This is a genomic window from Geitlerinema sp. CS-897 (genome assembly GCF_028368005.1).
Lineage (GTDB): Bacteria > Cyanobacteriota > Cyanobacteriia > Cyanobacteriales > Geitlerinemataceae > Baaleninema > Baaleninema simplex.
On sequence record NZ_JAQNCQ010000280.1, the window covers coordinates 1 to 24067 of the forward strand.

Annotated in this window: 22 protein-coding genes and 2 pseudogenes; 11 read left to right on the forward strand and 13 right to left on the reverse strand. The window is 50.6% G+C overall.

Annotated elements, in window-relative coordinates; all coding sequences use genetic code 11:
- Positions 1-125: 125 nt before the first annotated feature.
- Both POG22_RS17535 and POG22_RS17540 read left to right on the forward strand, forming a co-directional pair.
- A complete protein-coding gene (locus tag POG22_RS17535) occupies positions 126-572 on the forward strand; it encodes a hypothetical protein (protein WP_498906642.1) in 447 nt (148 codons plus the stop codon).
- A 106-nt stretch (positions 573-678) separates the two neighbouring features.
- On the forward strand, positions 679-1461 hold the full coding sequence (locus tag POG22_RS17540) for a UbiA prenyltransferase family protein (protein WP_498906643.1): 783 nt from the start codon (positions 679-681) through the stop codon (positions 1459-1461).
- A gap of 45 nt (positions 1462-1506) precedes the next feature.
- Here POG22_RS17540 and tftA read toward each other — a convergent pair whose 3' ends face one another.
- The 3 genes from tftA to POG22_RS17555 form a co-directional block, all read right to left on the reverse strand.
- Positions 1507-2853, reverse strand: coding sequence for a hormogonium tapered terminus morphoprotein TftA (gene tftA / locus POG22_RS17545; protein ID WP_498906644.1), 1347 nt, complete (start codon positions 2851-2853; stop codon positions 1507-1509).
- Between the two features lie 46 nt (positions 2854-2899).
- Positions 2900-4654 carry an arginine--tRNA ligase gene (gene argS, locus POG22_RS17550; RefSeq protein ID WP_498906645.1) on the reverse strand — a complete coding sequence of 585 codons (1755 nt, stop codon included), beginning with the start codon at positions 4652-4654 and terminating at the stop codon, positions 2900-2902.
- 65 nt (positions 4655-4719) lie between these two features.
- A complete protein-coding gene (locus POG22_RS17555) occupies positions 4720-5280 on the reverse strand; it encodes an adenylate kinase (RefSeq protein ID WP_063714954.1) in 561 nt (186 codons plus the stop codon).
- Between the two features lie 183 nt (positions 5281-5463).
- On the opposite strand from POG22_RS17555, the gene dcd reads away from it, so the two are divergent.
- The 9 genes from dcd to POG22_RS17600 all read left to right on the forward strand — a co-directional run bounded on the left by dcd (position 5464) and on the right by POG22_RS17600 (position 14244).
- Entirely contained in the window at positions 5464-6045 is a 582-nt protein-coding gene (gene dcd / locus POG22_RS17560) for a dCTP deaminase (RefSeq protein ID WP_498906646.1), read from the forward strand.
- A gap of 151 nt (positions 6046-6196) precedes the next feature.
- Complete coding sequence (locus tag POG22_RS17565; protein WP_498906647.1) at positions 6197-6907, forward strand: dCTP deaminase domain-containing protein; 711 nt, start codon at positions 6197-6199, stop codon at positions 6905-6907.
- 457 nt (positions 6908-7364) lie between these two features.
- Positions 7365-8141: an FAD-dependent thymidylate synthase gene (gene thyX / locus POG22_RS17570; protein WP_498906648.1), complete on the forward strand. Its 777-nt coding sequence runs from the start codon at positions 7365-7367 to the stop codon at positions 8139-8141.
- Between the two features lie 379 nt (positions 8142-8520).
- A complete protein-coding gene (locus tag POG22_RS17575) occupies positions 8521-10254 on the forward strand; it encodes a DUF3352 domain-containing protein (protein WP_063714951.1) in 1734 nt (577 codons plus the stop codon).
- A 156-nt stretch (positions 10255-10410) separates the two neighbouring features.
- Positions 10411-11253 (forward strand): Crp/Fnr family transcriptional regulator, encoded by an 843-nt coding sequence (locus POG22_RS17580; RefSeq protein WP_063714950.1) that lies wholly within the window; start codon positions 10411-10413, stop codon positions 11251-11253.
- A 141-nt stretch (positions 11254-11394) separates the two neighbouring features.
- A complete protein-coding gene (gene era, locus POG22_RS17585) occupies positions 11395-12333 on the forward strand; it encodes a GTPase Era (RefSeq protein ID WP_498906649.1) in 939 nt (312 codons plus the stop codon).
- Between the two features lie 75 nt (positions 12334-12408).
- Positions 12409-13092: an LmeA family phospholipid-binding protein gene (locus POG22_RS17590; RefSeq protein ID WP_063714948.1), complete on the forward strand. Its 684-nt coding sequence runs from the start codon at positions 12409-12411 to the stop codon at positions 13090-13092.
- An 88-nt stretch (positions 13093-13180) separates the two neighbouring features.
- Positions 13181-13780 (forward strand): DUF3177 family protein, encoded by a 600-nt coding sequence (locus tag POG22_RS17595; RefSeq protein WP_063714947.1) that lies wholly within the window; start codon positions 13181-13183, stop codon positions 13778-13780.
- A gap of 167 nt (positions 13781-13947) precedes the next feature.
- On the forward strand, positions 13948-14244 hold the full coding sequence (locus POG22_RS17600) for a DUF7734 family protein (protein ID WP_498906650.1): 297 nt from the start codon (positions 13948-13950) through the stop codon (positions 14242-14244).
- Between the two features lie 69 nt (positions 14245-14313).
- Here the strand turns inward: POG22_RS17600 and POG22_RS17605 are convergent, their stop codons facing one another.
- The 10 genes and pseudogenes from POG22_RS17605 to iscB all read right to left on the reverse strand — a co-directional run bounded on the left by POG22_RS17605 (position 14314) and on the right by iscB (position 23720).
- Entirely contained in the window at positions 14314-14793 is a 480-nt protein-coding gene (locus POG22_RS17605) for an Imm1 family immunity protein (RefSeq protein WP_498906651.1), read from the reverse strand.
- Between the two features lie 26 nt (positions 14794-14819).
- Positions 14820-14966 (reverse strand): annotated as a pseudogene (locus POG22_RS17610) (type II toxin-antitoxin system HicB family antitoxin); the annotation flags it as partial.
- A 70-nt stretch (positions 14967-15036) separates the two neighbouring features.
- A pseudogene (locus POG22_RS17615) lies at positions 15037-15408 on the reverse strand (formyltransferase family protein); the annotation flags it as partial.
- A 33-nt stretch (positions 15409-15441) separates the two neighbouring features.
- Complete coding sequence (gene comJ, locus POG22_RS17620; RefSeq protein ID WP_074170775.1) at positions 15442-15909, reverse strand: competence protein ComJ; 468 nt, start codon at positions 15907-15909, stop codon at positions 15442-15444.
- Between the two features lie 503 nt (positions 15910-16412).
- On the reverse strand, positions 16413-16682 hold the full coding sequence (locus tag POG22_RS17625) for a hypothetical protein (RefSeq protein ID WP_498906652.1): 270 nt from the start codon (positions 16680-16682) through the stop codon (positions 16413-16415).
- A 29-nt stretch (positions 16683-16711) separates the two neighbouring features.
- Complete coding sequence (locus POG22_RS17630; RefSeq protein ID WP_063714945.1) at positions 16712-17224, reverse strand: universal stress protein; 513 nt, start codon at positions 17222-17224, stop codon at positions 16712-16714.
- Positions 17225-17367: 143 nt separating this feature from the next.
- A complete protein-coding gene (locus POG22_RS17635) occupies positions 17368-18318 on the reverse strand; it encodes an ADP-ribosylglycohydrolase family protein (RefSeq protein ID WP_063714944.1) in 951 nt (316 codons plus the stop codon).
- 219 nt (positions 18319-18537) lie between these two features.
- Complete coding sequence (gene dnaB / locus POG22_RS17640; RefSeq protein ID WP_498906653.1) at positions 18538-21405, reverse strand: replicative DNA helicase; 2868 nt, start codon at positions 21403-21405, stop codon at positions 18538-18540.
- 190 nt (positions 21406-21595) lie between these two features.
- Positions 21596-22078 carry a DUF4079 domain-containing protein gene (locus tag POG22_RS17645; RefSeq protein WP_063714942.1) on the reverse strand — a complete coding sequence of 161 codons (483 nt, stop codon included), beginning with the start codon at positions 22076-22078 and terminating at the stop codon, positions 21596-21598.
- Positions 22079-22277: 199 nt separating this feature from the next.
- Entirely contained in the window at positions 22278-23720 is a 1443-nt protein-coding gene (gene iscB, locus POG22_RS17650; RefSeq protein WP_498906654.1) for an RNA-guided endonuclease IscB, read from the reverse strand.
- Positions 23721-24067: the final 347 nt, after the last annotated feature.

Genomic DNA, 24067 nt, shown 5'->3' on the forward strand with positions numbered 1-24067 from the left:
ATGTCAGCCACCGCTTTGAGATGTTCTTGTAGCTTTTCTCGTTCTTCGGAGTTTAAGTTCATTTTGAAATTTTTTAGATATATCTACTCATATTATTTTACCATGATTTTTGTGTTTTTACGAAAGTGAGATGCACCCGAAAATTCACCTTAGCCGATGCGATCGCCAAAGAAGGGGGAACGTTTCTCAAGGGAGAATCCCCCGTTCCCAAATTAGAACAAGCAAAGGCAACGATTCATTATTTCATCGATCGCAACTTATCGGATATTTCCGGCGCGTTGCAAGCGATTCTGCAACGGTGGCTTGACGAGGACACCATCCGAGTCGCGCGAAATCTCGAAACCCCCTTACAGGCATTGTTAGAACTCCTCGACTCCCTCGTCAACAATTCTGAAATGCTGTACGAATTCGTGCGACAAGTCGATGTCAAGTGGGGCGAATTGAACGACGAACGCCCCCATTTCCAACGTCCCCACCAACCCCCCCATCCCGAGGACGAATATACTCACGAGTCGGTTCGCCAACAACTCCTCGAATTGCGCCGTCGCGTGGAAGCGTCGTTACAGAATTAGCCGAACAGAATTCACGGAGAACATCTGAAAAACTGGCACAGGAAACGGGGTTCGATCGCTGGGCCGCAGCCACGATCGAACTAACCTCGTTTCCTCCATAAGTGCCATGAACGCCAGAGAAATCAACAACTTCGCCGGATTTACGATCCTGTTAGTTATCCTCGTTCTTCTCACCTTCGGGATTTTGCAGTGGTTGGGGATTCCTACCGGAAACTTCGTCGATTGGATTGTCGGCGTGGCGAGTTTTTGGTGGTTAGTCGCCATCGTCACCATCCCCTGGAACGTCTACTTCAACGCCAAACAAGTCCTCGCAGACGCCGATCGCTCTCGCGAAAGAGGCATTCCCATCGACGAAAAACAAATCCGTTACGTGAAAGTCGTTGTGCGGCGATCGCTCTGGATTGCCATCGGACTTCACGTCATCTCCGCCCTCGGCTTGTATCTCCTCGCCGCCACCGGAATCAGTGCCATCGGCTACATCAGTTCCGTCGCCACCCTGCTGTTTACCGGATTGCGCCCCGCTGTCGCCTTTTATCAATATTTGGCTTATCGTCTCACGGCGATCGGGCGAGAATTTAAATATCCTCGCCAAGATATCATCGAGTTACGAGAACGTATAGCACAAATCGAAGAAAATGTCAAGTCTTTGTGCGATCGCCTCGATCCCGAAAAGCCCGATTCCGTGGTTTCCACTCAACAGCGTCAAGTCGACGGAATTCGCCAAGACTTAAGCCGTCTGGCGAGTTCTCACGAAACCCTGAAATCCGAGAACCACGCCGAACATACCCGGATTTCGAGAGATGCCCAAAACGCGATCGCCCAACTGAGTGCAGACGCCCAATTTCTCGATCGCGTCCGCGAACTCATTCGCTTTTTCAAAGAAGCTTAGGGGAATCGATCGTTGATAGTTGATAACGGGGAAAATTGAGATAACTTACAACAATCCGGCGGATTCGTAAAGTTGGCGGAGAATTGCCATAATGCGATCGCCGTAGGTGATATCCGACGACCAACGCCCCGAAAGTTGACCCACTAACGGCGCAATTCCTCGCGTCAGAAAGCGGAATCGAGGGTCAACAATTTCCTGTACCAGCGGTTCCGTACTCGCATAGGCTTTCAAATGCTGAACGTGGGCGCGGACGCCGATGCGGGCGCTGGGAAACGACGCCCCACCCGCACTTCCGGCGGCGTCTCCCAATCCGGCGAAGTTGTTTTGCGCCGCACTGACGCCCTTTCCAAACCGCAGATAATCCGTTTCCAAACACATCTGCGAAAAAGCGATATCGTAATTGACCCCTTCGATGCTGGCTTCTTCGCGATACAACGTGGCGATGTCGGGAAACTGCGTCGCAGCTTGGGGGTTGTCCTTTTTCAGAAACACCAGAAGTTGAACGTCCGTCGTGTTTCCAATTCCCATGATGCGATCGATCTGTCCCTTACAAATCGGAAGAACCGATCGCAGCGTCACCGCCCGACTCTGATTGTCCCATCCCACCGCAATGTTGAACTCGCGCAAATCGACCGCTTTCACGTAAACGATATTGCGATAGTAAATCCGACGCACGAACGACGCCTGTGTCAAATCCACCCCGAAACTGTCCGCGATCGCAATAGGAATATAGGAGTTTCCATTGACAGCGATTCCCGGTTCCCCGTACTCGTGACCGTTGACGCGGATGTTAATCTGCGGGTAGACGATGGTATCCGGGGGTTTTTCGGGCGATCGATTCACCCAAGACAGCAACCCATCCGCCAACCCCGCCGCAATCTCATCGCGACGGTTTTGAATCAAATAACGATCTTCGGGATTCGTCAAAAACCCCACTTCCACGTACAACGAAGGAACCGTCACCGCCCGACAAAACAACAAACTCCCCGTTCCCGTCACCGCATCGGGACGCGCCCCGCGATTCGTCAGTTGCGGAACCCGCTGTAACAGGGCGCGAAGTAGGCGTTCGGCTTCCTGACGGCGTTCGGCGTTATTGGTGATGTAATACACCGTCGTTCCCTTCGCTTCCGGGTTGAGGGCGGCGTTCGTGTGTAATTCCACCGCCACATCGTCAGAACGGGCGCGACTGTTAATCCAATCGATGGTTTGCTGCTGGCTGAGGTCGTCGGGAACCGAGAGAACCGTGACTTTCCGGGCTTGCAGTTCGCTCATAACGCGATCGCGCAACAAAATCATCTCCTGCGCCTCAGTCGTACCGCCTGCGGTAATTCCGGGATCGATTTGTCCGTTCTCGTAACCCCCGTGACCTGCGGAAATAAAAACTCGTCCCATGATTTCGATCCCTCACCTCATCATCTCATCATCCCCTCATCTCAACTTACATCCGCTCTAACACCTCAATTCCCAATAGGGACAGTCCCAATTTCAACGTCCGGGCGCTTAAATCGCACAACACCAGGCGAGAGGTGCGTAACGGTTCCTCCGCTTGCAACACCGGACATTTATCGTAAAACTGGTTGAATTTCTGACTCAACTCGAACAAATACTGACACAGGCGGTTCGGTAACAACTCCGAAGCAACCTCATCGAGAATCTCCGACAAACTCAACAGATGTTTCGCCAGGACGAATTCCGGTTCTTCCTGTAACGACATCGACACTTCGCCCAAATTCTCGAAATCGATCGCGCCCTTACGACTGATTCCCTGAACCCGCACGAACGCATACAGCAAATAGGGGGCGGTGTTCCCCTGCAACGAGAGCATCTTGTCGTAACTGAAAATGTAGTTACTGGTGCGGTTTTGACTCAAATCGGCGTACTTCACCGAACTGAGTCCCACCACGTTCGCCACGTTTTCGATAAACTCTTCGCTTTCCTGGCGTCCTTCTTCTTGGAGGCGTTTTTCCAAATCCGCACGGGCGCGACGTACCGCTTCGTCCAGCAAGTCTTTCAGGCGAATCGTTTCCCCAGAACGGGTTTTCAGCTTTTTCCCGTCTTCCCCTTGCACCAAACCGAAGGGAACGTGCGTCGCTTCGACGCCTTCGGGAATCCAACCCGCCCGTCTAGCCACTTGAAACACTTGGTCGAAGTGGGTTCCTTGTCCCGCATCGACGACGTAAACCACCCGCTGCGCCCCGTCTTCGCGAATGCGGTAGCGCAAGGCGGCTAAGTCGGTGGTGGCGTAGTTGTAACCGCCGTCAGACTTCTGAACGATGAGAGGTTGGGGGTTTCCTTCTTTATTTTTATAGCCTTCGAGAAAGACGCATTTCGCCCCTTGGTCTTCGACGACTAACCCCTGTTTTTCCAGGTCTTCGACGACTTGGGGTAACATCTCGTTGTAGAAGGATTCGCCCCGTTCCTGAAGCCGCACGTCCAGGCGATCGTAGATTTTCTGGAATTCCCGCCGCGACTGATCGCAGAGTAATTCCCAAGCTTGACGGGTTTCGGTATCTCCCGATTGCAGTTTGACGACGGTGTTGCGGGCGGTTTCTTGGAATTCGGGATCTTCGTCGAAACGGATTTTCGCTTTTTTGTAAAACGCCACCAAGTCGCCGATGTCGAGGGCGTCGGGTTGAGTGAGGGCGTCGGGATAGGCTTCTCGCAGGTAGGTAATCAGCATCCCGAATTGGGTTCCCCAGTCGCCCACGTGGTTGAGGCGGAGGACGTTATCGCCGTGGAATTCGAGAACGCGAGCGATCGCATCGCCGATAATGGTCGATCGCAGGTGTCCCACGTGCATTTCTTTGGCGATGTTGGGACTGGAAAAATCGACAACAGCGGTTTTGGGGTTGTCCGTGGGGGCGATTCCCAGGCGATCGCTCCCTTGGATTTTTTGCAGTTGCGCTTCGAGGAATTCCCGTTTCAAGCGTAGGTTGATGAATCCGGGGCCGGCGATTTCCGGCGGTTCGCAGATATCTGACACCTCGAGGCGATCGACAATTTGTTGGGCGATGTCGCGGGGTTTCTGTTTGAGGCGTTTCGCCAGCGACATGGCGAGGTTAGCTTGATAGTCGCCAAATTTGGGGTTGTTTGTCGAGGCTAACAGGGGATCGGTTCCGGCGATTTCGTCACCGAAGGCGTCCGCGAGAGCGCGATCGAACTTTAAACGAAGCTGTTCGGGAATGGAAGACATGGAGCGTTAAAAATCGAAACCTGAAATCGAGACGTTGAAGAGTAGAAAGGAGAGAAATGGAGGGATCACGCTTGCGTCGCCGCCAGCTTATCGAGTAAATCCTGTTGGATGACTTCTGAAGGGCGATCGCCGTCGATGCGAAGGAGTTTGTTGCGCGGTTTATAGTAGCCCGTAATGGGAATCGTGCGCTGGTGGAACAAATCGATCCGGCGTCGGATGATTTCCGGGGCGTCGTCGTCGCGGGAGCGATCGAGCGATCGTTGCATCAACACCGGAACCGGGGCGTCTAACCAAATCGCCCAGTTTAATTCCTGTCCGAGATCGCTTAACAGAAAATCCAGTTCTTCGGCTTGAAACGCCGTTCTCGGGTAGCCATCGAGAAGCCAGCCGTTTTCCGTATCCGGTTGTGTGAGGCGATGGCGAATCAGTTCGATGGTAATCGGATCGGGAACGAGTTCGCCTTTTTCCACATAGGGCGCCGCTTGACGACCGAGTTCCGTGTCCGCTTCGATCGCCGCGCGAAAAATTTCCCCCGTCGCAATCCAGGGAATCCCTAAGTTTTCGCATAACATCCGACCTTGCGTCCCTTTTCCGGCACCAGGGCCGCCCAAAATGACCAATCTCACAAATTCTCTCCTACACTAGACAACTCGGACGTTTCAGACGAGCGCGTGTCCCCGTCAAGTATACGATCGATCTCGTAACGAAATCGATCTGCCTCTAATCTCCTTCGCTCGAACTTATTCTGCAAAATGTTCGAGATCGATGTATTATAATTAGCTGACTATCTATCCCCGGATTAAGCTACTGTGCTAAAAAACGATCGTTGGATCACCCAAATGGCTAAGCAGGGAATGATTTCGCCATTTGAACCCAGACAAGTGCGCCGCGTCGACGATTTTCCCGTAATTTCTTACGGTCTAAGCAGTTTTGGCTATGATATTCGTCTATCTCCAGCGGAGTTTCGGATTTTTCGCCACATTCCGGGCAAGGTTATCGATCCCAAAAACTTTAACGCTGAAAACTTGGAACCGACCAAGCTTTATCAAGATGAATCTGGAACTTACTTTGTACTTCCTGCACACTCTTATGGATTAGGTGTTGCCCTGGAAAGACTTGAAATTCCAGAAAATGTAACAGTCATCTGCATTGGTAAAAGCACTTATGCTCGCTGTGGGATTATTGCTAATGTTACCCCAGCAGAAGCCGCATGGCGGGGATATCTTACTTTGGAATTTTCTAATTCATCTAGTGCAGATTGTAGGATTTATGCTAACGAAGGCATAGTACAACTCATGTTCTTGGAAGGTGAGTCTTGCGTAGTTAGCTACGAAGATAGAAAAGGTAAGTATCAGGATCAACCTGCATCTGTTACAATGGCTCGTGTGTAACATAACATAAGATTTTGCTAAAATTTCGGTATCTGGGTAAACCTGAAACCAATTTTTTTATGTTCTATTTCAGGTTATAGCAGAGTAAGTAAGTTTAGGGTTGAGTTATAGCTTTTACCTGAAGTCAGTCCAATTTCAATGTTTAAAAACAATGACTGTCCTTACAGATACTGATATCAAAGAAATATTAGTTTTCTCAGAAAATAGATGGAATGATGACGACAGAAAATTACTAATTAAAGGTGGTTCAGAAGAATGTATAACACCAATGGGTTATGATTTAAGAGTTGGAGAATTTGGAAAAAAATTAATAGAAAGAAAACATTTGGTTGATATAGGTCAAAAACAATCTGTATTTATCAAGCCGGGAGATACGGCTTTGATTGCAACATTGGAAAGTATTAAGATGCCAAAAGATGGCTCTATATCAGCCTTAATTTTGTCAAAAGTCTCACAAGTATCTAGAGGGTTATCAAATGTTTCTACAAAAATCGATCCAGGCTGGTCTGAGGGAGAACTTTTAGTACCTGTACAAAATCTTTCTCGAGAAACAATCAAACTAAAGTATAAAGAAAAATTTTGCACGGTGGTTTTCATAAAAAATGTTAGTCCTCCCTCTTCTCCTTACCAATCCGGGTCGTCAAGAAAAAAATTTTTTAAACTTTTAGCACAAACCAAAACAGAAACTCGAAACAAAGATATTATTAGAGCAGTAATTTCAATTCTAATTATCATTATATTTCCAATTATTGGATGGCGTGTTTTTGGGAATACTACAGGTTTGGCAGTAATGCTTACTGCTGGATTAGCTATAAAAGAGGTTGTATCAGGATTACTTTCTTCTCGTTGGTTTGGCCAATAAACATAAACCTCATAAACCTCATAGATTGACATAAATTCTGGCTAAGTTAAAACTAGAGTAGATCGAAGCATAACTTAATTAATGATGTGGCATGGCTTCCCGAATATCAGATTTACAAATATCCTTCAGTTTAACTAAGGTGGCTCTTCCGAACCTGGAGTGCAGGGTAAAACGCTGTAACCTCCATATGGCAATAAATTCCGCGATTTTTAACCTGTTTTTAGTAACTTTAGCTGAAAGTGGCGCCCAGCATGACGTTCAGCGATTTCTTACACAGTAAGTTCGGAAGAGCCACTAAGGTTACATCAACTAAAGTTTCTGGACTTCTTATAAGTATAGAACTATAATATATTGTTTATATGTTTGTCTGTAGGAAGAACAAGCCTTGAAACAATCCTCATTTAAGGTATTACGAGAATGAGGAAGTTAAATTTGAATCCTTAAATTGTCCGACATTATGAAATTAGCCACAGCAGAGGATCTGCTCGAAAACTGTCCAGAATTGCGCGTAGAAATCGACCCAGACGGTACGTCGCCCTCTCCCAACCGCGCCATTTGGAAAGGACAACATCAATGCGTTTACGAAGGATTCGCATTTGACGACAAAGCCCCCGACGAACGCCAAGCCGGAAAATCCGTCGTCAACACCCTATTAAAAGCCAACAAAGGGCATTATTCCCCCTTACGCTGGGCGCACGTCGTCCTGCATATGAACGGTTTCGACCACAACACGATTATGCAGTTCGTTCGCCACCAAGATAGCGCCCATCTCGTGCAATCGATGCGCTACACTGGAAAGCGAATCGCTGCCTGGTGCAAGCAACAAAAGGACAGGGAATCGATCGATGGAATCGAAGAGATTCACTATCAACGTCCGGCGGGATTTACCTATGTCGATCGCTACGGACAAAAAGTAGAATACACCGAAGAGCTTCGCCAGCAAGATTTAAAACGAGCGGCGCAGTCCTATTTTGAATATACTGAACAAGTCGATCTCGGATATCCTTTCGAGATGGCGAGAGGCTGTTTGCCCACGGGGTTTCGGCAAAATTACACCCTAGCGGCGGATTTACAAGCTCTATTACATATTCTCGACCAGCGCACGAAAAAAGACGCGCAAATTGAGGCTCAAGTGTTAGCCGATTTGATTTTAAATCAGCTCGATCGCTGGGTTCCTGAAATCGCCCACTGGTATCGCGACGCTCGTTATGGAAAAGCGATTCTCGCTCCTTAAAACTTGTTGATTTTACAATCCTCCATCTCGGAGGATTTTTTGTATATCTTATGTAGGTTGGGTTTCGTCCCCCAATCCAACAGCCTAACCATCAATTTGAAACCGTTCTATACAAAAGTTTTCTGATAAAATTTCCGCGATCGAGTCTTTTTAGACCAAAATTCTATCTAGGGATTTTACTATCAAATAAAACATTTTTTGTCAACAAAATTTAAAAAGAATTAAACCGCTCGATCGCCCCCCTCAGTCCAACGACAAAAGCCAGATCCCCGGCATCTCCGAGATGCCGGGGATCTTTTCCATCCCGATACCCGAGACTCCAACAAGATGGAATAATGGCAGATGGGAGATCTCTCCTTGGCGAAGTCAGACAAAATCCATGAAGACACGCGCGTTTTCTCCATTTTCCATTTCCATTTTGGCGGTTCTGGTGCTAACCGTCGTCTGGAGCGTTTACTGGTTCGGGTTCCAGAGTTCCCTGACCCTGCTGCGGGGTGCGCCGATTTCCGAACCCGTGGCGGCGATGTTCGTTCCCAAAGACGCCCCCCTGGTGATGTCGCTGTTTGCGAACCCGCAGAAACTCCAGAACTTGCGACAACTGCGAACCCCCCTGAGAAAACGCGGTAAAGCCCGCGCGGAGTTCGATCGCCTCAAACGCAGTCTTCTCGCGGACACCGATCTAAACTACGAACGGGATATCAAGCCCTGGCTGGGAAACGAAATCACCCTCGCCGTCACCACCCCCGACCTCGATCGCGACCCCAAAAACGGAACTCAACCCGGCTATCTGCTAGCGTTGGAAGTCAAAGACGCCGAACAAAGTCGCGAATTCCTCGATTTATTTTGGCAAAACAAAGCCGTCTCCGGGCGCGATCTCCAATTCGAGCAGTATAAAGGGGTCAAACTCATCTACAGCACGAAAATCCAACCCCCCAGTCGCGACGGCTTGCAACTGAAAGACTTCAACCCCTTCGCCAAATCTAGCGCCGGAGAATGGTCGAGTGCAGTCGTCGGCGATCGCTTCGTCTTGTTCGCCAACGCCCCGGAAGTCCTCCGCAAAGCCATCAACGACGTACAGGTTGACGATCTCAACCTCAACGGTTCCCCCACCTATCGCAAAGCCCTCGATCGCATGAGCGATAGACGCATCGGCTTGATTCTCGGAGACGTTCCCCAACTCGCCGCGTGGCTGGGAGGCGAATCCGTGCGCCCCGACTCCCAACTCCCCGACACCCTCGCCGTCGGTTTGACCCTCTCCCGTAAAGGTCTCGTCGCCGATACCGTCTGGGCCAGCGAATCCGATGAGTCCACCGTCACCCCCCAACTCGATCGCCCCGTCGCCGCCCTCAACTACATCCCCGAAAACAGCGCCCTCGTCATCGCCGGACGGGATCTCGATACCCGCTGGAACCGCCTTTCCAACGCCCTCTCGGGAGACGACCTCTTTTCTCGCCTCGTCTCGCAACCCCTGTCCGAACTCGAAAGCCGTTGGGGTATTTCTCTCCCCGAAGACATCTTTAGCTGGGTCGAGGGAGAATACGCCCTCGCCTTACTTCCCGGTGTCGATCTCCACGAAACCGACTGGCTGTTTGTCGCCGAAGACTCCGACGCCGCTGACGCTTCGATGCAAAAACTGGACGACGCCGCCCTCGAAAAAGGCTACAGCGTCGGCCCGTTTACTCTGAAAGACCAGCATCGCATCCTGGCTTGGACGCGCCTGGTGACAAAAGAAGGAGAAACCGCCGAAGGAAACTTGCGCTTGCGCCTGGAAGCCGACGTGATGGGCGTGCGGGGACAAATCGACAACTATCGCATTCTCGCCAGTTCCATCGAGGCGATCGATCGCGCCGTTAGCGCCCCCCGTCGCTTCTCTTTACTCAGCGATAAAGGCTTCTCCAAAAAACTCGGCATTTTTCCCACTCCCAACGATGGCTATCTCTATTTAAATTGGGAAAACGGCAAACAACCCATTAAAGAACGAATTCCGTTTTTGAAAGTGTTAGAACTAGCTGGAAAACCCGCTTTAGAACATATTCGATCGCTGACCACTAGCACCTACGGTAGCGAAAACGGCGTTCGTCGCGCGGAAGTCCTGTTTGAGTTCTCCCCTTAACCGCGAGTTCTCCAGGCATTTTCAGCATCCCTCGGGTGCATTTTCGCCAGAAGCCCGGTATCTTCCAAGTCCGTAACTCCCGTCAGATACCGGGTTTCTCAAATTTATCAAAATGGGTTTCTCAGACAGATTTCAACAGAATCGAAAACACCGCCGATGGAAAACCGCGATCGCATCGTTGCACTTTTAAAATACACGAGTTTGGGGCGAGACCTGTCCGAGACCGACATCCAAAAACTACTCGAAGTCGGAACCGTCTGCGACGCCGACACGGGACATTTACTGTGTGTCGAAGGAACCCCCAGCGATTCCCTTTGCGTTCTCCTCAACGGCGAAGCCGAACTGCTCAAAAACGACGCCACCGGAAACCCGCTGCTGTTGGGTAAAATTTCCCAAGGCGAAACCATCGGCGAGTTGGGTTTCGTGTTGAACTATCCCCGTCTCGGAAGCGTTCGCACCACCTGTCCGTCATTGATTTTCGTCCTACACCGCACCGAATTCGATCGCCTGTTCTCCACCAGTCGCGTCGGCGTCAAACTCGCCCTGCGCCTCTGTGAACTCGCCCACCGACATCTGGGCCACCTCGTCGAAAAAAACGATCGCTTCGTCCGCGACTATGGCGACGCCCTCACCAGCCTCGATCGCCTGCGAACCGCGCCCCCAGACACCGATACGCGACCGTTACGAGACACCCTCACCCTCGAGATCGATCGCCTGCGAGAACAACACCACCAACTGCAACAACAACTCTATCCCGTCCACCAACCCCAAAAACCCAAACGCCGCCCCAATCGAAAACTTCAGATCGCGTTAGGATCGATTCTCGGCTTAGGGGCGATCGCCGGAATTCTGTATCTCATCTTCGAGATCGATCGACTGCGCGAGGAAGCCTCCGAACCGCCCTATCCCGCCGTCCTTCCCGACATTTCCGACGCCACCCAATGCACCGGAGACGGACGCTATTGGTACGACGAACAATGTTTCGACTTCAGCCAATAGTTGCTAGGGAACAGGAAACGCCGGATCTGGGAACGGGGAACAATTGAGGAACCTCGATTCTCTGTGTCCCGATTCTCTGTGTCCTCTGTGTCTCTGTGGTGCAAAACGCCCTCCACTCCTCCACACCCCGCTAACCGCATCATGACCGATTTCGCAAACCTCCCCCTCATTCCCGCCGCCCCAGAAGGCTTTAAATCCGGATTTATCGGCATCATCGGCCGTCCCAACGTGGGAAAATCCACCTTAATGAACTTGATGGTGGGACAAAAAATCGCCATCACCTCCCCCGTGGCGCAAACCACCCGCAACCGCTTACAGGGAATCCTCACCACTCCAGAAGCGCAACTGATTTTCATCGACACGCCAGGAATCCACAAACCCCACCACCAACTCGGAAAAGTCCTGGTTCAAAACGCCAAAATCGCCATCGAATCGGTAGACGTACTGCTGTTTGTCGTCGATAGTTCCGTCGAAGCGGGTGGGGGCGATCGCTACATCGCCGCATTACTCAAAGACGTATCGGTTCCCGTGATTTTGGGACTCAACAAAAGCGACGTACAAGCGCAAGATAAAGTTGAAGAGATCGATCGATCGTACCGCGACTTAATCGGCGATCGCCCTTGGGAACTGGTGAAATTTTCCGCCCTAACCGGAGAAGGCGTCGAACCGCTAAAACACAACCTGAGCGATCGCCTCGAACCCGGACCTTACTACTATCCCCCGGATTTCGTCACCGATCGCCCCGAACGCTTCGTCATGGGCGAATTAATTCGCGAACAAATCCTGCTGTTAACCCGCGAAGAAGTTCCCCACTCCGTCGCCATCTCGATCGAGCGCGTCCAAGAAGACCAAAAAATCACCCGCGTTTTCGCCACCATTCACGTCGAACGATCGTCTCAAAAAGGCATTATCATCGGCAAAGGCGGACAAATGCTCAAACGCATCGGTTCGGCGGCGCGAGAACAAATCCAAAAACTCATCAGCGGTCAAATTTACCTGGAACTGTTCGTGAAAGTTCAACCGAAATGGAGACAATCGCGCTTGCACTTGGCAGAATTGGGATACCAAATCGAAGAATAGACAGACAACGAGAAGAAAGAAGATCCACCCTCAAAATATGAAATCTCCCCCTCTCCCTTTCTCCCTTTCTGGAATATGTCCACATCTCCGGTTGATTTACAAAAACCCTCAAAAAGCTCTGTCGGAAGCGCGATCGCCGCTGCATTACGCCTGTGGTTGCATTCCCAAGTCGAAACCGTCGATCGCATCGAAATCGACCTCAACGGACGCAATCGCGACATCCTCAGCGGCTACGTTCCCCAAGTCTCCATTTCCGCCCGACGCGCCGTCTATCAAGGCTTACACCTGAGTCACATCGACCTCTGCGGCGATCGCATCCGTGTCAATCTGTGGCAAATTCTCAAAGGGAAACCCCTGCGGTTACTCGAACCCGTACCCGTCTCCGTGCGCTTGCACCTCCACGATCGCGATCTCACCCATTCCCTCGCCTCGCCGTTGCTGCAAACGCCCTTACAAGAATTGTTTCAGAGCGTTCTTCCCGACGCCGTAGATTTCTCCACCGCAGAGGTTCGATTCGATCGCGCCTCCCTCATCCTCTCCGCCTCCACACCGCAACCGTTCACCCTCACTACTGAAGTGCGCGTCGCCGAAAACAACCAACTGCAATTTCTCACCCCGCAACTGGAAACCGACAGTCTGCAAGACTTTCCCACGATTACCGTTCCCTTCGATTCCCAAGTCCAACTCGACGAACTCACGCTCGATCGCGGTAAACTCTCCATTTCCGGTTGTCTTATCGTTCGCAGCGACGAACCGTAATTTCAGTCTTCGGTGTTTTTTCGCACCCTTCCCCAGCGCGAAGTGGTAACATCGTTCGAGTACGTGCGCCCCGCATCCCACATCCCGAATGTTCGACGAATCCTTACTTCAACAGCTCGTCTGGACGGATTACCGTCTCGCCATTTTCCTCACCGTCTCGCTTCCCTTGGTTTTACTAATTTGGGCGTTCGTCCAAAAAGTCGAAGCCATGCAACGCCTCCTCGTCATCTATTGGCGTGTGGCGAGTTTGTTGGCGATTACCGTCTATTTGGCGATCGCGTCGCTTCCTATTAGCTTTATTACGGGATTCATGGCGCGTTTGTTAATTCCCGCCTCCCTGTGGTTTTGGGTCGATATCAACGACGAAATCGAAGACCGTCCGCCCTCTCCGTTAAAATGGACGATGACCGCGTGGCGTTGGGCTGTGACGCTCTATTGCATTATCGGCGCAATTTTCCAAGCCTATTCGCTGCGGTGCGCCGCCTTGACGACTGACGCTCTCGTTAACGATTTCGCCTGTCGCGTCTGGTTGGAAGCACCTTGGGGTTACAAAGCCATGTTCCACCCCAACGGTTCGCCGCAAATCCTAGGCTTCTTTGCGATCGTCGGTTTGGCGGTTTACGTCATTTGCTTGTTGTATTTCTGCTTCGTTCGCCTGGGTAAACAAGGGCGATCGGCTTTGGGATAGGGTTTATACGGAATCCGAATTTCAAATACTGGTTTTGCCCAACCCGACAAGTCCCTCTATCCCCCCAACCCCCCTCTTCTTTGGGGGCTAAGGGGGGATGTGGTGAAGACTTCTTGAAACCTAGCTTATCGGAAACGGATGGAGTATTAGCATAACCTCGAAAAATTATGGCTTCTGCGATCGCGCGTCTGGAACAGTACACCATCAAACGCCCCCAAGAGGTGCTACTCGTCTCCGCCACAGTAGACGGGGAAGACGACGAAATCGTCATTTTCAAGGGGTTTTCCAGTTCGCTAATGCGTCCGACAGCGTTCGATCCCGACGTGTCGGTACTTCCCGACGATGCGAAAATTGAGAAGATCGATCGCCTGCAAAGTCCCTACGTTCCCGAAAATCCCCAGTACATCGAGCAGGGTTTAACCTGGGAAACCATGCAACCCTATCTCGAAGACGTGGGGGTCTAGTCGTGTGCGATCGTTGTAATCGCAGAGTTGCAGCTTCCCCTATCGAAATCAGATTACCGTCATTCGCACTTACTCTACACTTGGGGATTCGACTATCAAGCGAGGAGACGACCTGTTTGCAAAATCCCAAGTTGCCCAGTGAAAGGATTTATCTCTCTCACCATAACGAGCATAGGTTTCTGCGACCACTAAAATCGTATCGCGGTCGAAGCAATCGGATGGAGAACACATTGTTGGGTCAGTACGTGCAATTTCAATAGTGTTTTCGTCCGATTTTGAAGGATCGTATAAATACCATTCATAATACTCTTCTTCCGAATAAAAAGAACATATATACAAGCCGTTGCGTCCGCCACCCGCAATTTCCATCGACTCTTTCACATCGCCTTTGCGTTCTTCTTCTTCATACTCTTTAAGCATCATAATCGTTCTATGATCGCGTCCGTCTAACGCAAAAATAGTACTTTTAATTTCTGTCCAAGTTGGATTTATTATTTGATTTCGATTCATGCTGTCGTCTCTTCCAGCCAGTAAAGATGTCACATACATGGTTTGTTCTTCTCCACAAACTTTATCTATGTTTTCTCGTTTGCAACCTCAAGCCAACCTCGAATCGCATCTTCGAGATTTTCCAAAACTTCTTCCCAAGTTTCCCCTTCCGTAATACAACCCGAAAGCGCGGGAACTTCCGCCCAGTAACCGCCTTCTTCAGCGGGACGAACTTTGACATTTCATTGCTTTTATGAAAATAAACCCGAACGAACAAGCGTGGGAGGCTTACCCGTTCCCAACCTAAGCAAAAACAACCGTGCGATTGTTGTAAGACAAAACGCGACGATGCAAATGCGATCGCACCGCTCTCGCTAACACCATCCGCTCCAAATCTTTCCCTTTCCGAATCAGATCGGCAACCGTATCACGGTGACTGACACGCACCACATCCTGCTCGATAATCGGCCCTTCATCGAGATTTTTCGTCACGTAATGCGCCGTTGCTCCAATAATTTTAACCTCCCGTTTGTACGCCCGGTGATAAGGTTTTGCTTCCGCAAAAGCCGGAAAAAACGAATGATGAATATTGATGACTTTCGGGAACTTATCGACAAAATACGAACTGAGAATCTGCATATATTTTGCCAACACCACGAGGTCGATATCGTACTGTTGAAACAATTTTGAATCGGCGTATTTAACCAGCTAATTTTTGACATAGGGCTTAAGTACCACAACTTCTTTGAAGGTATCTGGCCATAACATAACACGATATTGGTCATTGCCATTAAGCCCGTCTTTATTTAAATTCTTGAGATTTTTGTAGTAGATTCTGACACGATAAGTTCCAGGTTGGATCTCAATACGAGCTGCATCTGGAAAGTAATCTGTACAACCTGCAATAACAATTTTGCCAGATTTAACTTCAAGGCTACATTCGTTGACCCGATCCCAATCATCGAAGCAAGTTTCAGGCTCAGTTTCGCAGATTTCTAGTGTTACAGGAACGTTCATATTCCGTACAGTTCCTACACCAACGATACCTGGTGCGATCGCCAAGAGTCGATCGACAGCGTCTTGCGTCCAACTGTTGCCTAGATTGTCCTCAGCTAACTCATCTTGAATATGGAACTGATAATAGTCAGCAAAAAGTTCAAACTGATATACTGTCATCTTGGATCTCCTGAGATTATGGTGTAATTTGTTATGAATAATACGAAATTGAACCGGGGCGCATCCCCCCTTAGCCCCCCTTGCGAAGGGGGGTTGGGGGGATAGTTTTGACCGGGGATAAAATCCGCTTATCACCTCAAACTTTGAAGACCCGTCATCTTTTAAGGCGTCTAAGTTAGAGCTGGATGCAAGAAATCGCTGAAACCCTTACAGGGAAGGAGTTTTTACTAAACTGTATAAAAAGGCCGCTCAAATCGCTTGCATTCCTTTCCAGATATAGGCTACAAGCATTTACCCTACACACCAAGGTCGGAAGAGCCGTTAATCGTTCTTATTTCTACATGATATCAATTCTATATTTTCGATCGTGAGGCGCGACCGTCCAACATCAACCTGACAAGGGGGCTACAGTGTCTAGCCACGTCTAGCCACGTGACACATCCTACGAATCCTCACCTCATCATCCCCTCAAATTTGTTAGTAACGCCCACCGATTTCTACATTTAGCGTGGCTGACATTGAATGGCGTAATATGGAATCCGAATCTCAAGCAGCGGCTTTTCCGTTCGTGCAAGCTTCTGCGGAGTCCTTGCAATAACCTTTCTGTGTTCTCTGTTTGTCTTTGACGAAGCGATATCTGCTTTACCCTGACCAAAAACACCCCTATAAAAACTGAACTTTGAGTGCTGTGCTGTTTTTGTATTGCGATGTTTTTCAAATGGCTCCCGTGAGGTCGAAAAAACATCACACTCAAAGACAACTTTAGCTGTCACATTGCTCGACCTCACCCATTTTCCGAACGCTAATTTTCTTTCTCTTCCGCCTCTTCCGGTAAATGCCCTTGAATCACCATCACCGAACAAGAGGCTTGGTGCAAAACGTAATTGCTCACGCTCCCCAGGAAAACTTCTTTAAACCCGCGATGTCCCCGTCTTCCCAACACGATTAAATCCGCGTCCCAGCTTCGCGCCACATCGCAAATCCACGACCCCGGATCGCCGAATTTACTTTCTGTTTTGACCTTAACGCCCCGTTTTTCAGCTTGCTGGCGGTAGCCTTTCATCACCCCTTCAACCCGTTCGGTTTCTTTTTTGAGATGCTGCTGCTGCAATTCAAACATCATTTTGCTGCTCGACATATCGATGCCGATTCCCGTTCCCATTAAGGGAACCGCTTCGCTGACACGCTGCATGGTCGTGCAATGGAAAATTAGCAGTTCTGCTCTTTCGTGTTCTGCGGTATCTAGGGCGTGACGAAAGACTTTGGGGGCGGAAGGTGAATCGTCGAGGGCGACGAGAATTTTTTTAAAGCTCATGTTTACAAACTCCTACGATCGATCGAATCATTGTATTTTAAGTTTTTTTTGTTTGAAACCGAAGAATAAATTTTGAGATCGATGAATTGTTCGATCTTACTTATAGTTTATCGAAGAATAGAGGCAAAATTTATTTCAATTTGTCAAGAAAAAACGTCCTTCTCGATCGCCCGCTCTAACCGCTTCGCTAAGTCGATGATGTCCTGCTTGCGGGCGAGTCGATCTACCCAGGCTTGAGGAATGGCGTCGAAGCCATAAGCCAACCCTGCTAACCCTCCAGTAATGGCGGCGATGGTGTCGGTATCGTTCCCCAAATTCACGGCTTTGAGAACGGCGTCGGCGTAGCTGTCGGTGGTGAGGAAACACCATAAAGCGGCTTCCAGGCTGTGGACGACGTATCCGTTGGAGGCGATGTCGTCGGCCGACAGTTGAGCGATGTCGTTCCAGATGCGATCGAAGTGCGATCGCTCCTCCTGAAACGGCGGTTGGCTGTAACGAGATTCCACCTTTTGCAACCCCTTTTGGTAAGCGGTTTTGGGATCGTGTCCCGCCAGGATTTCTGAGGCGATACTGATATACAGCCCACAAGCCATCTGACTTCGAGGGTGAGCGTGGGTAATGGCGGAAACTTGATGGACGCGATCGAGCAGGGTTTGAGTATTCCACGCATCCACATAGTACGCCATCGGTAAAATCCGCATCAGCGACCCGTTTCCGTTGCTGCGTTCGCCGGTTTCTCCCGATTCCGTCGGTGGCGTTCCCCGCATCAAGCGACCGATCGCTCGTGTCGTCGTTCCGCCAATGTCGAAGACTTCTCCGTGGGGCGTCCAAATTTCGGCGGTAAACCACTGACGGAACTTCTCGGCGATCGCGTCGAGGGAAAATCCATCGCACAACGCATCCGCCAAACAGAGGGTTAAGGAACTATCGTCAGACCAAGTTCCTGGCGGTTGGTTGTAGGTTCCGTACCCTCGCATATCGGTGACAGGATCGTCTATTCGTTCGGCTCTCGTGGCGAACTCGACGGGAACCCCCAACGCGTCAGCGACGCAAACTCCCATCAATCCTGCAAGAACGGCAGATTTTTCGCTCATGAGTTTTCCTCAGACGCTTTGTGTCTCTCTTGCGTGTTTCCATTTTAGGCGTTCGGTTTCGACAGATGAGATGACCGGAGGATGGGATGACGTGCAATCTCCCCATCTTCTCATTTGCCTGCGGGGGCGGTGCGTGACGCGGTAAGACTCCCTTGGCCTGACTTCGACGGGATTTTGGCGTCCGCGTCACGGCACCCTACGATTCCTCATCTCTTCACCTCAACCTGGCGGAAGCGGTGTAAACGAACTTCCCGACATGGGGCGGTTGGGCGTGGCGAGGTTGCGGAATCGGGTATATTGCGGGTCGAAGAGGAGTTTGACCACGCCGGTCGGCCCGTTTCGGTGTTTGGCGATAATCATTTCAGTGATTCCGCGATCGGGGGTGTCGGGAAAATAGTATTCGTCCCGATACAACATGACGATTAAATCCGCGTCTTGTTCGATCGAGTTGTGGACGATGATGTTATCTGCAACGAAGTTGTGATGACCGGGAACGGTGAGATCGTACACTTCAGTGTCTCCCTCCGGTTCGATCGATACAATTTCGTCCCAGACGATCGCATCTCGATCGCGATCGACCTCAAACCGTGGTTCTTGTCCGATACCGCTGTTCGCCCCTACACTTGTCATGGCTAAAGCTGGGGATCGATCGCACTGTAACTGTAACGCCACACGATCGCCTATCGCGAACTCGTCTAAACGCTTCCATCCCCCAATCGATCGAAACTTGTGGTTTCCCGTCGCCCGAATCGTTCGTCCTAACCGCGTTGTCAAACGAAAGATCGGTTTAACTCCCGTCGAAAACGCCCGACTGACGATCGCTCGTTCGAGTTTGAAGGTTTCCTCGTTCAACGCCCATACTGCAAATCCCGAACGTCCGACGAGATCGCGAATCGGAACCCGTTCTCCGGTATCGGCGAGGGTCACGAGGCTATCTCCCGCCAAACATCCCGACTCCCTCAAATCCGACATCATCGGACGTTTGTTATTTCGGGCTTCTACCCCCCGACTCAACTGTGATAATGCAATCACCGGAACGTCCAATTCTCGGGAGAGTCCTTTGAGCGATCGCGTAATCCTCGATAACTCTTGAACTCGGTTGTCTCCCGCTCCTTCCATTAGCTGTAAATAGTCCAACAAGATTAACCCCAGTGGTTGACCCTGTTCGGCTTGCAAACGACGACATTTCGATCGCATTTCCGTTACGGTAATGTTTGGCGTGTCGTCGATAAACAGCGGAATTTCTGACAGCGACGCCAACGCCCGACTTAACGGCTCCCATTCTGTTTGACTCACGCGACCCGCCCGCAATCGGTTGCTTTCAATTCCGGCTTCGCTGGCTAACAGTCGTTGTACGAGCTGTTCTTTGGACATTTCTAAGCTGAAAATCGCTACGGGAATCCGGTACGCATTGGCGATGTTGTGGGCGAAGTTTAGGCTGACTGCGGTGTTGTGAACACAAATGTCGTTGGCGATGAAGTTATGGGTTTCGGGAATGGTTAAATCGTAAACTTGATGGTTTCCAATGTATTCGATCGCCACAATTTCGTCCCAATACACTTCGCCGGTTTCTCGCTTCGGAGATTCGAGGGTTTCTAAGTCTCGAATAACGGTTAATTTTGGTGAAGCGATCGCGATTTTTTTCTTGACATATTTATCCTTTTGTGTTAATGGAACTCCTTTGAAGTCAGTCCCAATTTGTAGAGACTGTTCGTCTTCCCAGGGTGAAGGAACGAGATCGCCAGAAACGGCATTTCCAAACGCTCCAATTTCCTCAAAAAAGGTTTGAACTGAGTCAGGACGCGCGATCGAGAGTTGCCACGTGTAACTTTGTTTTTGCAGCGAGGCGAGGCTACCAAAACGCAACAGTAAATGTTGAATTTGACGAGCGACGGTTTCGTAAGGCGTACTGTAGCCAACTTGAGAAAAAACACCTTTCTCGGGTTCGGAGATTATCGCCCAGCCATTTTGAGAAAACAGACAATTTAAAAATTTAGCAAGTTTCGATTTTTCCAATTGAAAGACAATTTGGGAAATCGTTTGAGAACGCGAAACCTTCTCCGCCAAAGTTTGAATTTGCGAGTCAGAAAGAGTGCGATCGCCAAACACCGACAACCGACGGGGAACGGCGATTTTATTCCCAACATTTAACGCCGCCAGCGATCGCCATCCAGCTCGTGTCAAATAAGGATGTGTCAGCGTCGTTTCCACCTGTCGCCCCAACCGCGTCGTGACTCGAAACACGGGTTTTACCCCATCGTCGAGAAAATCCGACGGTTGAGTTCGGTGAAATTGCCAATCGTTCCCCAAGGTGAAGAGTTCGGGAACCTCAGAAGTTTCCGACACCGCCCGACGATAAAACTGTGCGATCGATACCAAACGCCCGTCCGACAGCAACAATTGCGATCGCCCGTGCAAACATTTTCCCATCGACGGACGCCCCGCCACAATAATCAAATCCGACGGTTGAAATCCCCCCGTCATCGCATCGAGATCGTAAAATCCCGACAAAATCCCCGGTTGCGCCTGGGTTTCGTGTTGAATCTCGATGTCCTGAAACGTCTGAATCAGCGTCTCGAAAATCGGAACCAGATCCTGTTGCGGCCGTTTCTGCGTAATATTGAAAATCTTCTGTTCGGCGAGATCGAGTATCGTTTCCAACGGTTGCGTCGTGTCGTATCCGAGGGCGTTAATTTCCTGTCCCGCCCGAATCAACTGGCGTCGGAAATACTTATCCATCACCAACGCCGCATATTGGTCGATATTCACCGCCGACACCGTGCGATCGACCAACTGAGCTAGTTTACTCCGGCCGCCCACCTTATCCAACTGCTCGCGATCGTGCAACCACGCCGTCACGCTAATCAAATCCGTCGGTTGTCCGTGGGCGTGCAACCCTTGCGCCGCCTGATAGATAATCTGATGAGCTTGAATATAAAACGCCTCGGCGGACAACACCTCCGTCACGCGGTTAATCGCTTCCGGGTCGAGTAAAATCCCCCCTAAAATCGCCTCTTCCGCTTCAATATTTTGAGGGGGAAGCTTCGTTTCGTCGTAGCCACCCTGAAAGTCGAGTTCCCGAACCATTTTTTACAGTCAGCAGCGAGCAGTGAACAGCGAACAGTGATAACCAGATGAGTCGTAGTCATCGGATGCGTGTTTATCAGTGTAGAGTGCAGAGAGCAGAGTGTAGAGTGGGAATTCCTCTTGAACTCTCCACTCTACACTCTTAACTTTTCCCTGAAAGACGCGAACTACCCCGATAAAACCGCAACACTCAACCCAGAGACAGACCGAGTTTGAGACCGAGAATGACATGAACCACGAGTACCAGCATCAAGGTACTTCCGATGTAAGCGTGAGTCATGCGGAGATCGGAGTTATTACCCCAAAAGCCTTTGAGGGAGGTCGAGCCTTGCACGCCGAGTAACACCAACACCATCGTTCCCGTCCAAAAGTGAGGACTCGAGAAAACAGGTTCTTTCTGCATGGCTAAAGACAGAATGCCTCCGGTGTAGCCGAGAAATATAAACAACGCCATCCAGGGGGCAAGTTTGCGGTGACTCGAGCGATTTTGCATCGAGGCTTCTTTGTCCTCCGCGAGTCGTCCTCGCCATCCCGTCCAAGCCACAAAGCTACCCATCACCACGACGACAATTCCCATCATGGCAGGGTGTCCCCATTGGGTGACGACTTCGGGAATTGCCATTTCGCGCAAAGGAGCCGCGATCGGCTCTAAAAATGCGTTCGGATTCATCAAAATCTCCTTTGTGGATACACCCCGCTTGAAATCTGTGATTCAAGCGCGGGAGGAACAAAACGCGGGTCGAGTGGGTTTCGATGCCCCCGAGACCAGCAAATTCTTGTTGGGGGCAAGCAACTGCACTTTAGAAGCGCTGAACTGTCCGAGCCGTTTCCAGCTATAAGCGGGCAGGGGCCCCGCGCTGTACCGCTCGCGGTCAGCGTCGGGAGGAATGCCCGCACGGATTGATGTTGTATTCATAGCCATCCTTTTTGTGAATTACATGAATTTGCGTTTTAGTGGTTAGATCGATCTGTTTTTTTCCAAAAGGACGCAAGGCGGGCGGGCGTTTTTCTCTCACTCCGGCGATCGCCCCCGTCCATTGTCCGCGATATTTCCCGTTCGGCACGATCGCTCGCACGATGTCGCCTGCCTGCAAACCGTTGACCTGCGCCTTGGTGTTCCTCACAGCACGGGGAAAACCGTAGCGGTCGATGAGGGTACGAAATCTTGTCGGACGACATGAACTCAAGATCGCTATTGGGGTTTCAGTTGCTAAATGTAGCGATGGCGTCTCTCCTACACAGGCGGCATCGAACCAGTGAGCTTTCGGCAACCCCAATCGAATGCGGTTGAACTTGGTCTGTCCGCCCGTTCCCACTTCGACCGGCAAACCCGTCTCTTTCAACTGTTGGTACAGTTTCCACCGAGTTGCGTTGACCGCCGCTGCATCTTTTAACGGGGTTTTAGCTTGTCTCAAGATGCGCTCGAGAACGGACGGCTTACCTGACAGAAACTCTCGAACGTCACGGTTGCCTTTGGATTGGTTGCAGGGACGGCAGGACAGGGTGAGATTGGAGACGCGATCGCTCCCTCCCTTCGATTTGGGGTGAATGTGTTCGACCTCTAACGGTACGTTCTCAGCTCCGCAGTAGCGGTGCGACCCCGCGCCGTCGCACGGCGCTAGGGAACGCGCACCAAGAGAGGCACACTTTCGACCCCACTTTTGTAACAGAAACTCCCGAATCTCGTAGCCCAGCAATTCGCCTTGCTGGTACGGGGCCCCGCTGATTTCAGGATTCTGAAGTTTCTGGGTATCGAACCGCACGAGTTCTTGAGAGATAGATGCAATGGGGCAAAGTTTTCGCAAGCGGTTCACCCACGTCAACGTGGTTTCGACCCGATGGTTGAGAGACGGTGGAAGCCAACCCTTCGGACGGGTGCGGTTGAGAAACCGAGGCTTGCGATATCGTGTTTTGCGGTTCCGACGATTCCGACGACAGGCGCGACGGGTTTCCAATTTCGCTTGAATGCGATCGCCTCGGTGTTGTAATTCCGCACCCCAAACCAGTTTGTCGCCATTGACGACAGCCAATCCGGTGGTTTTAGAACCGGGGTCTATCTTGAGTCCGAGCGGAGTCGAGGACTCAACGCTGAGCGAAGTCGAAGCGAGCGAAGTCGAAGCGAGCGAAGTCGAAGCGTTGAGTTGGCTTTCGGGCGGCACGTCGCCCACAGCACGATTTAAAACGATGGTGAACGGATAGCGCTTGTAAACTGCCGCCTTTCCCTTGGCTAACAGTTCCCTAGCTCGTGCGGGATGGCACGGTGCGAGGGGCTGTTGGTTCGTATCGAGTACGAAAACATAGTTGGTTTTAGACATTTCTGTCTACTCCTGTCGCTTAGGCGACGTAACGTTAGCCTCGGCAATGTTATCGAGGCTTGTGAGGTCGGTCGCACTGCCTTAACCCGAGTAAAGCTGTTTAACGACCGACGACAGAGCAACAAGCTGGCTAACTCGTCGGTGTCGTGACCTCGATAACGTAGTCTGTAAAAGACTTAGCCTGGTCAACTGTCGGGCTTTTCAAGCCCGCACTGTACCCGAAGGGTCAGTGTCGGGTCGTTGACGTTCTCCTCGAATTCCGATTTCATTTTAAAAGAATTGAAGAGATGAGGTGAGGAGGTAAGGAGGTAATGTGAAATCTCCCTCTCCCCTTCTCCCCCTCTCCC

Coding starts and splice junctions, on each gene's coding strand:
- POG22_RS17540 (WP_498906643.1), top strand. CDS start 679: ATGAACGCCAGAGAAATCAACAACTTCGCCGGATTTACGATCCTGTTA.
- tftA (WP_498906644.1), bottom strand. CDS start 2,853: ATGGGACGAGTTTTTATTTCCGCAGGTCACGGGGGTTACGAGAACGGA.
- argS (WP_498906645.1), bottom strand. CDS start 4,654: ATGTCTTCCATTCCCGAACAGCTTCGTTTAAAGTTCGATCGCGCTCTC.
- POG22_RS17565 (WP_498906647.1), top strand. CDS start 6,197: ATGACTGTCCTTACAGATACTGATATCAAAGAAATATTAGTTTTCTCA.
- thyX (WP_498906648.1), top strand. CDS start 7,365: ATGAAATTAGCCACAGCAGAGGATCTGCTCGAAAACTGTCCAGAATTG.
- POG22_RS17575 (WP_063714951.1), top strand. CDS start 8,521: ATGAAGACACGCGCGTTTTCTCCATTTTCCATTTCCATTTTGGCGGTT.
- POG22_RS17580 (WP_063714950.1), top strand. CDS start 10,411: ATGGAAAACCGCGATCGCATCGTTGCACTTTTAAAATACACGAGTTTG.
- era (WP_498906649.1), top strand. CDS start 11,395: ATGACCGATTTCGCAAACCTCCCCCTCATTCCCGCCGCCCCAGAAGGC.
- POG22_RS17590 (WP_063714948.1), top strand. CDS start 12,409: ATGTCCACATCTCCGGTTGATTTACAAAAACCCTCAAAAAGCTCTGTC.
- POG22_RS17595 (WP_063714947.1), top strand. CDS start 13,181: ATGTTCGACGAATCCTTACTTCAACAGCTCGTCTGGACGGATTACCGT.
- POG22_RS17600 (WP_498906650.1), top strand. CDS start 13,948: ATGGCTTCTGCGATCGCGCGTCTGGAACAGTACACCATCAAACGCCCC.
- POG22_RS17605 (WP_498906651.1), bottom strand. CDS start 14,793: ATGTATGTGACATCTTTACTGGCTGGAAGAGACGACAGCATGAATCGA.
- comJ (WP_074170775.1), bottom strand. CDS start 15,909: ATGACAGTATATCAGTTTGAACTTTTTGCTGACTATTATCAGTTCCAT.
- POG22_RS17630 (WP_063714945.1), bottom strand. CDS start 17,224: ATGAGCTTTAAAAAAATTCTCGTCGCCCTCGACGATTCACCTTCCGCC.
- POG22_RS17635 (WP_063714944.1), bottom strand. CDS start 18,318: ATGAGCGAAAAATCTGCCGTTCTTGCAGGATTGATGGGAGTTTGCGTC.
- dnaB (WP_498906653.1), bottom strand. CDS start 21,405: ATGGTTCGGGAACTCGACTTTCAGGGTGGCTACGACGAAACGAAGCTT.
- iscB (WP_498906654.1), bottom strand. CDS start 23,720: ATGTCTAAAACCAACTATGTTTTCGTACTCGATACGAACCAACAGCCC.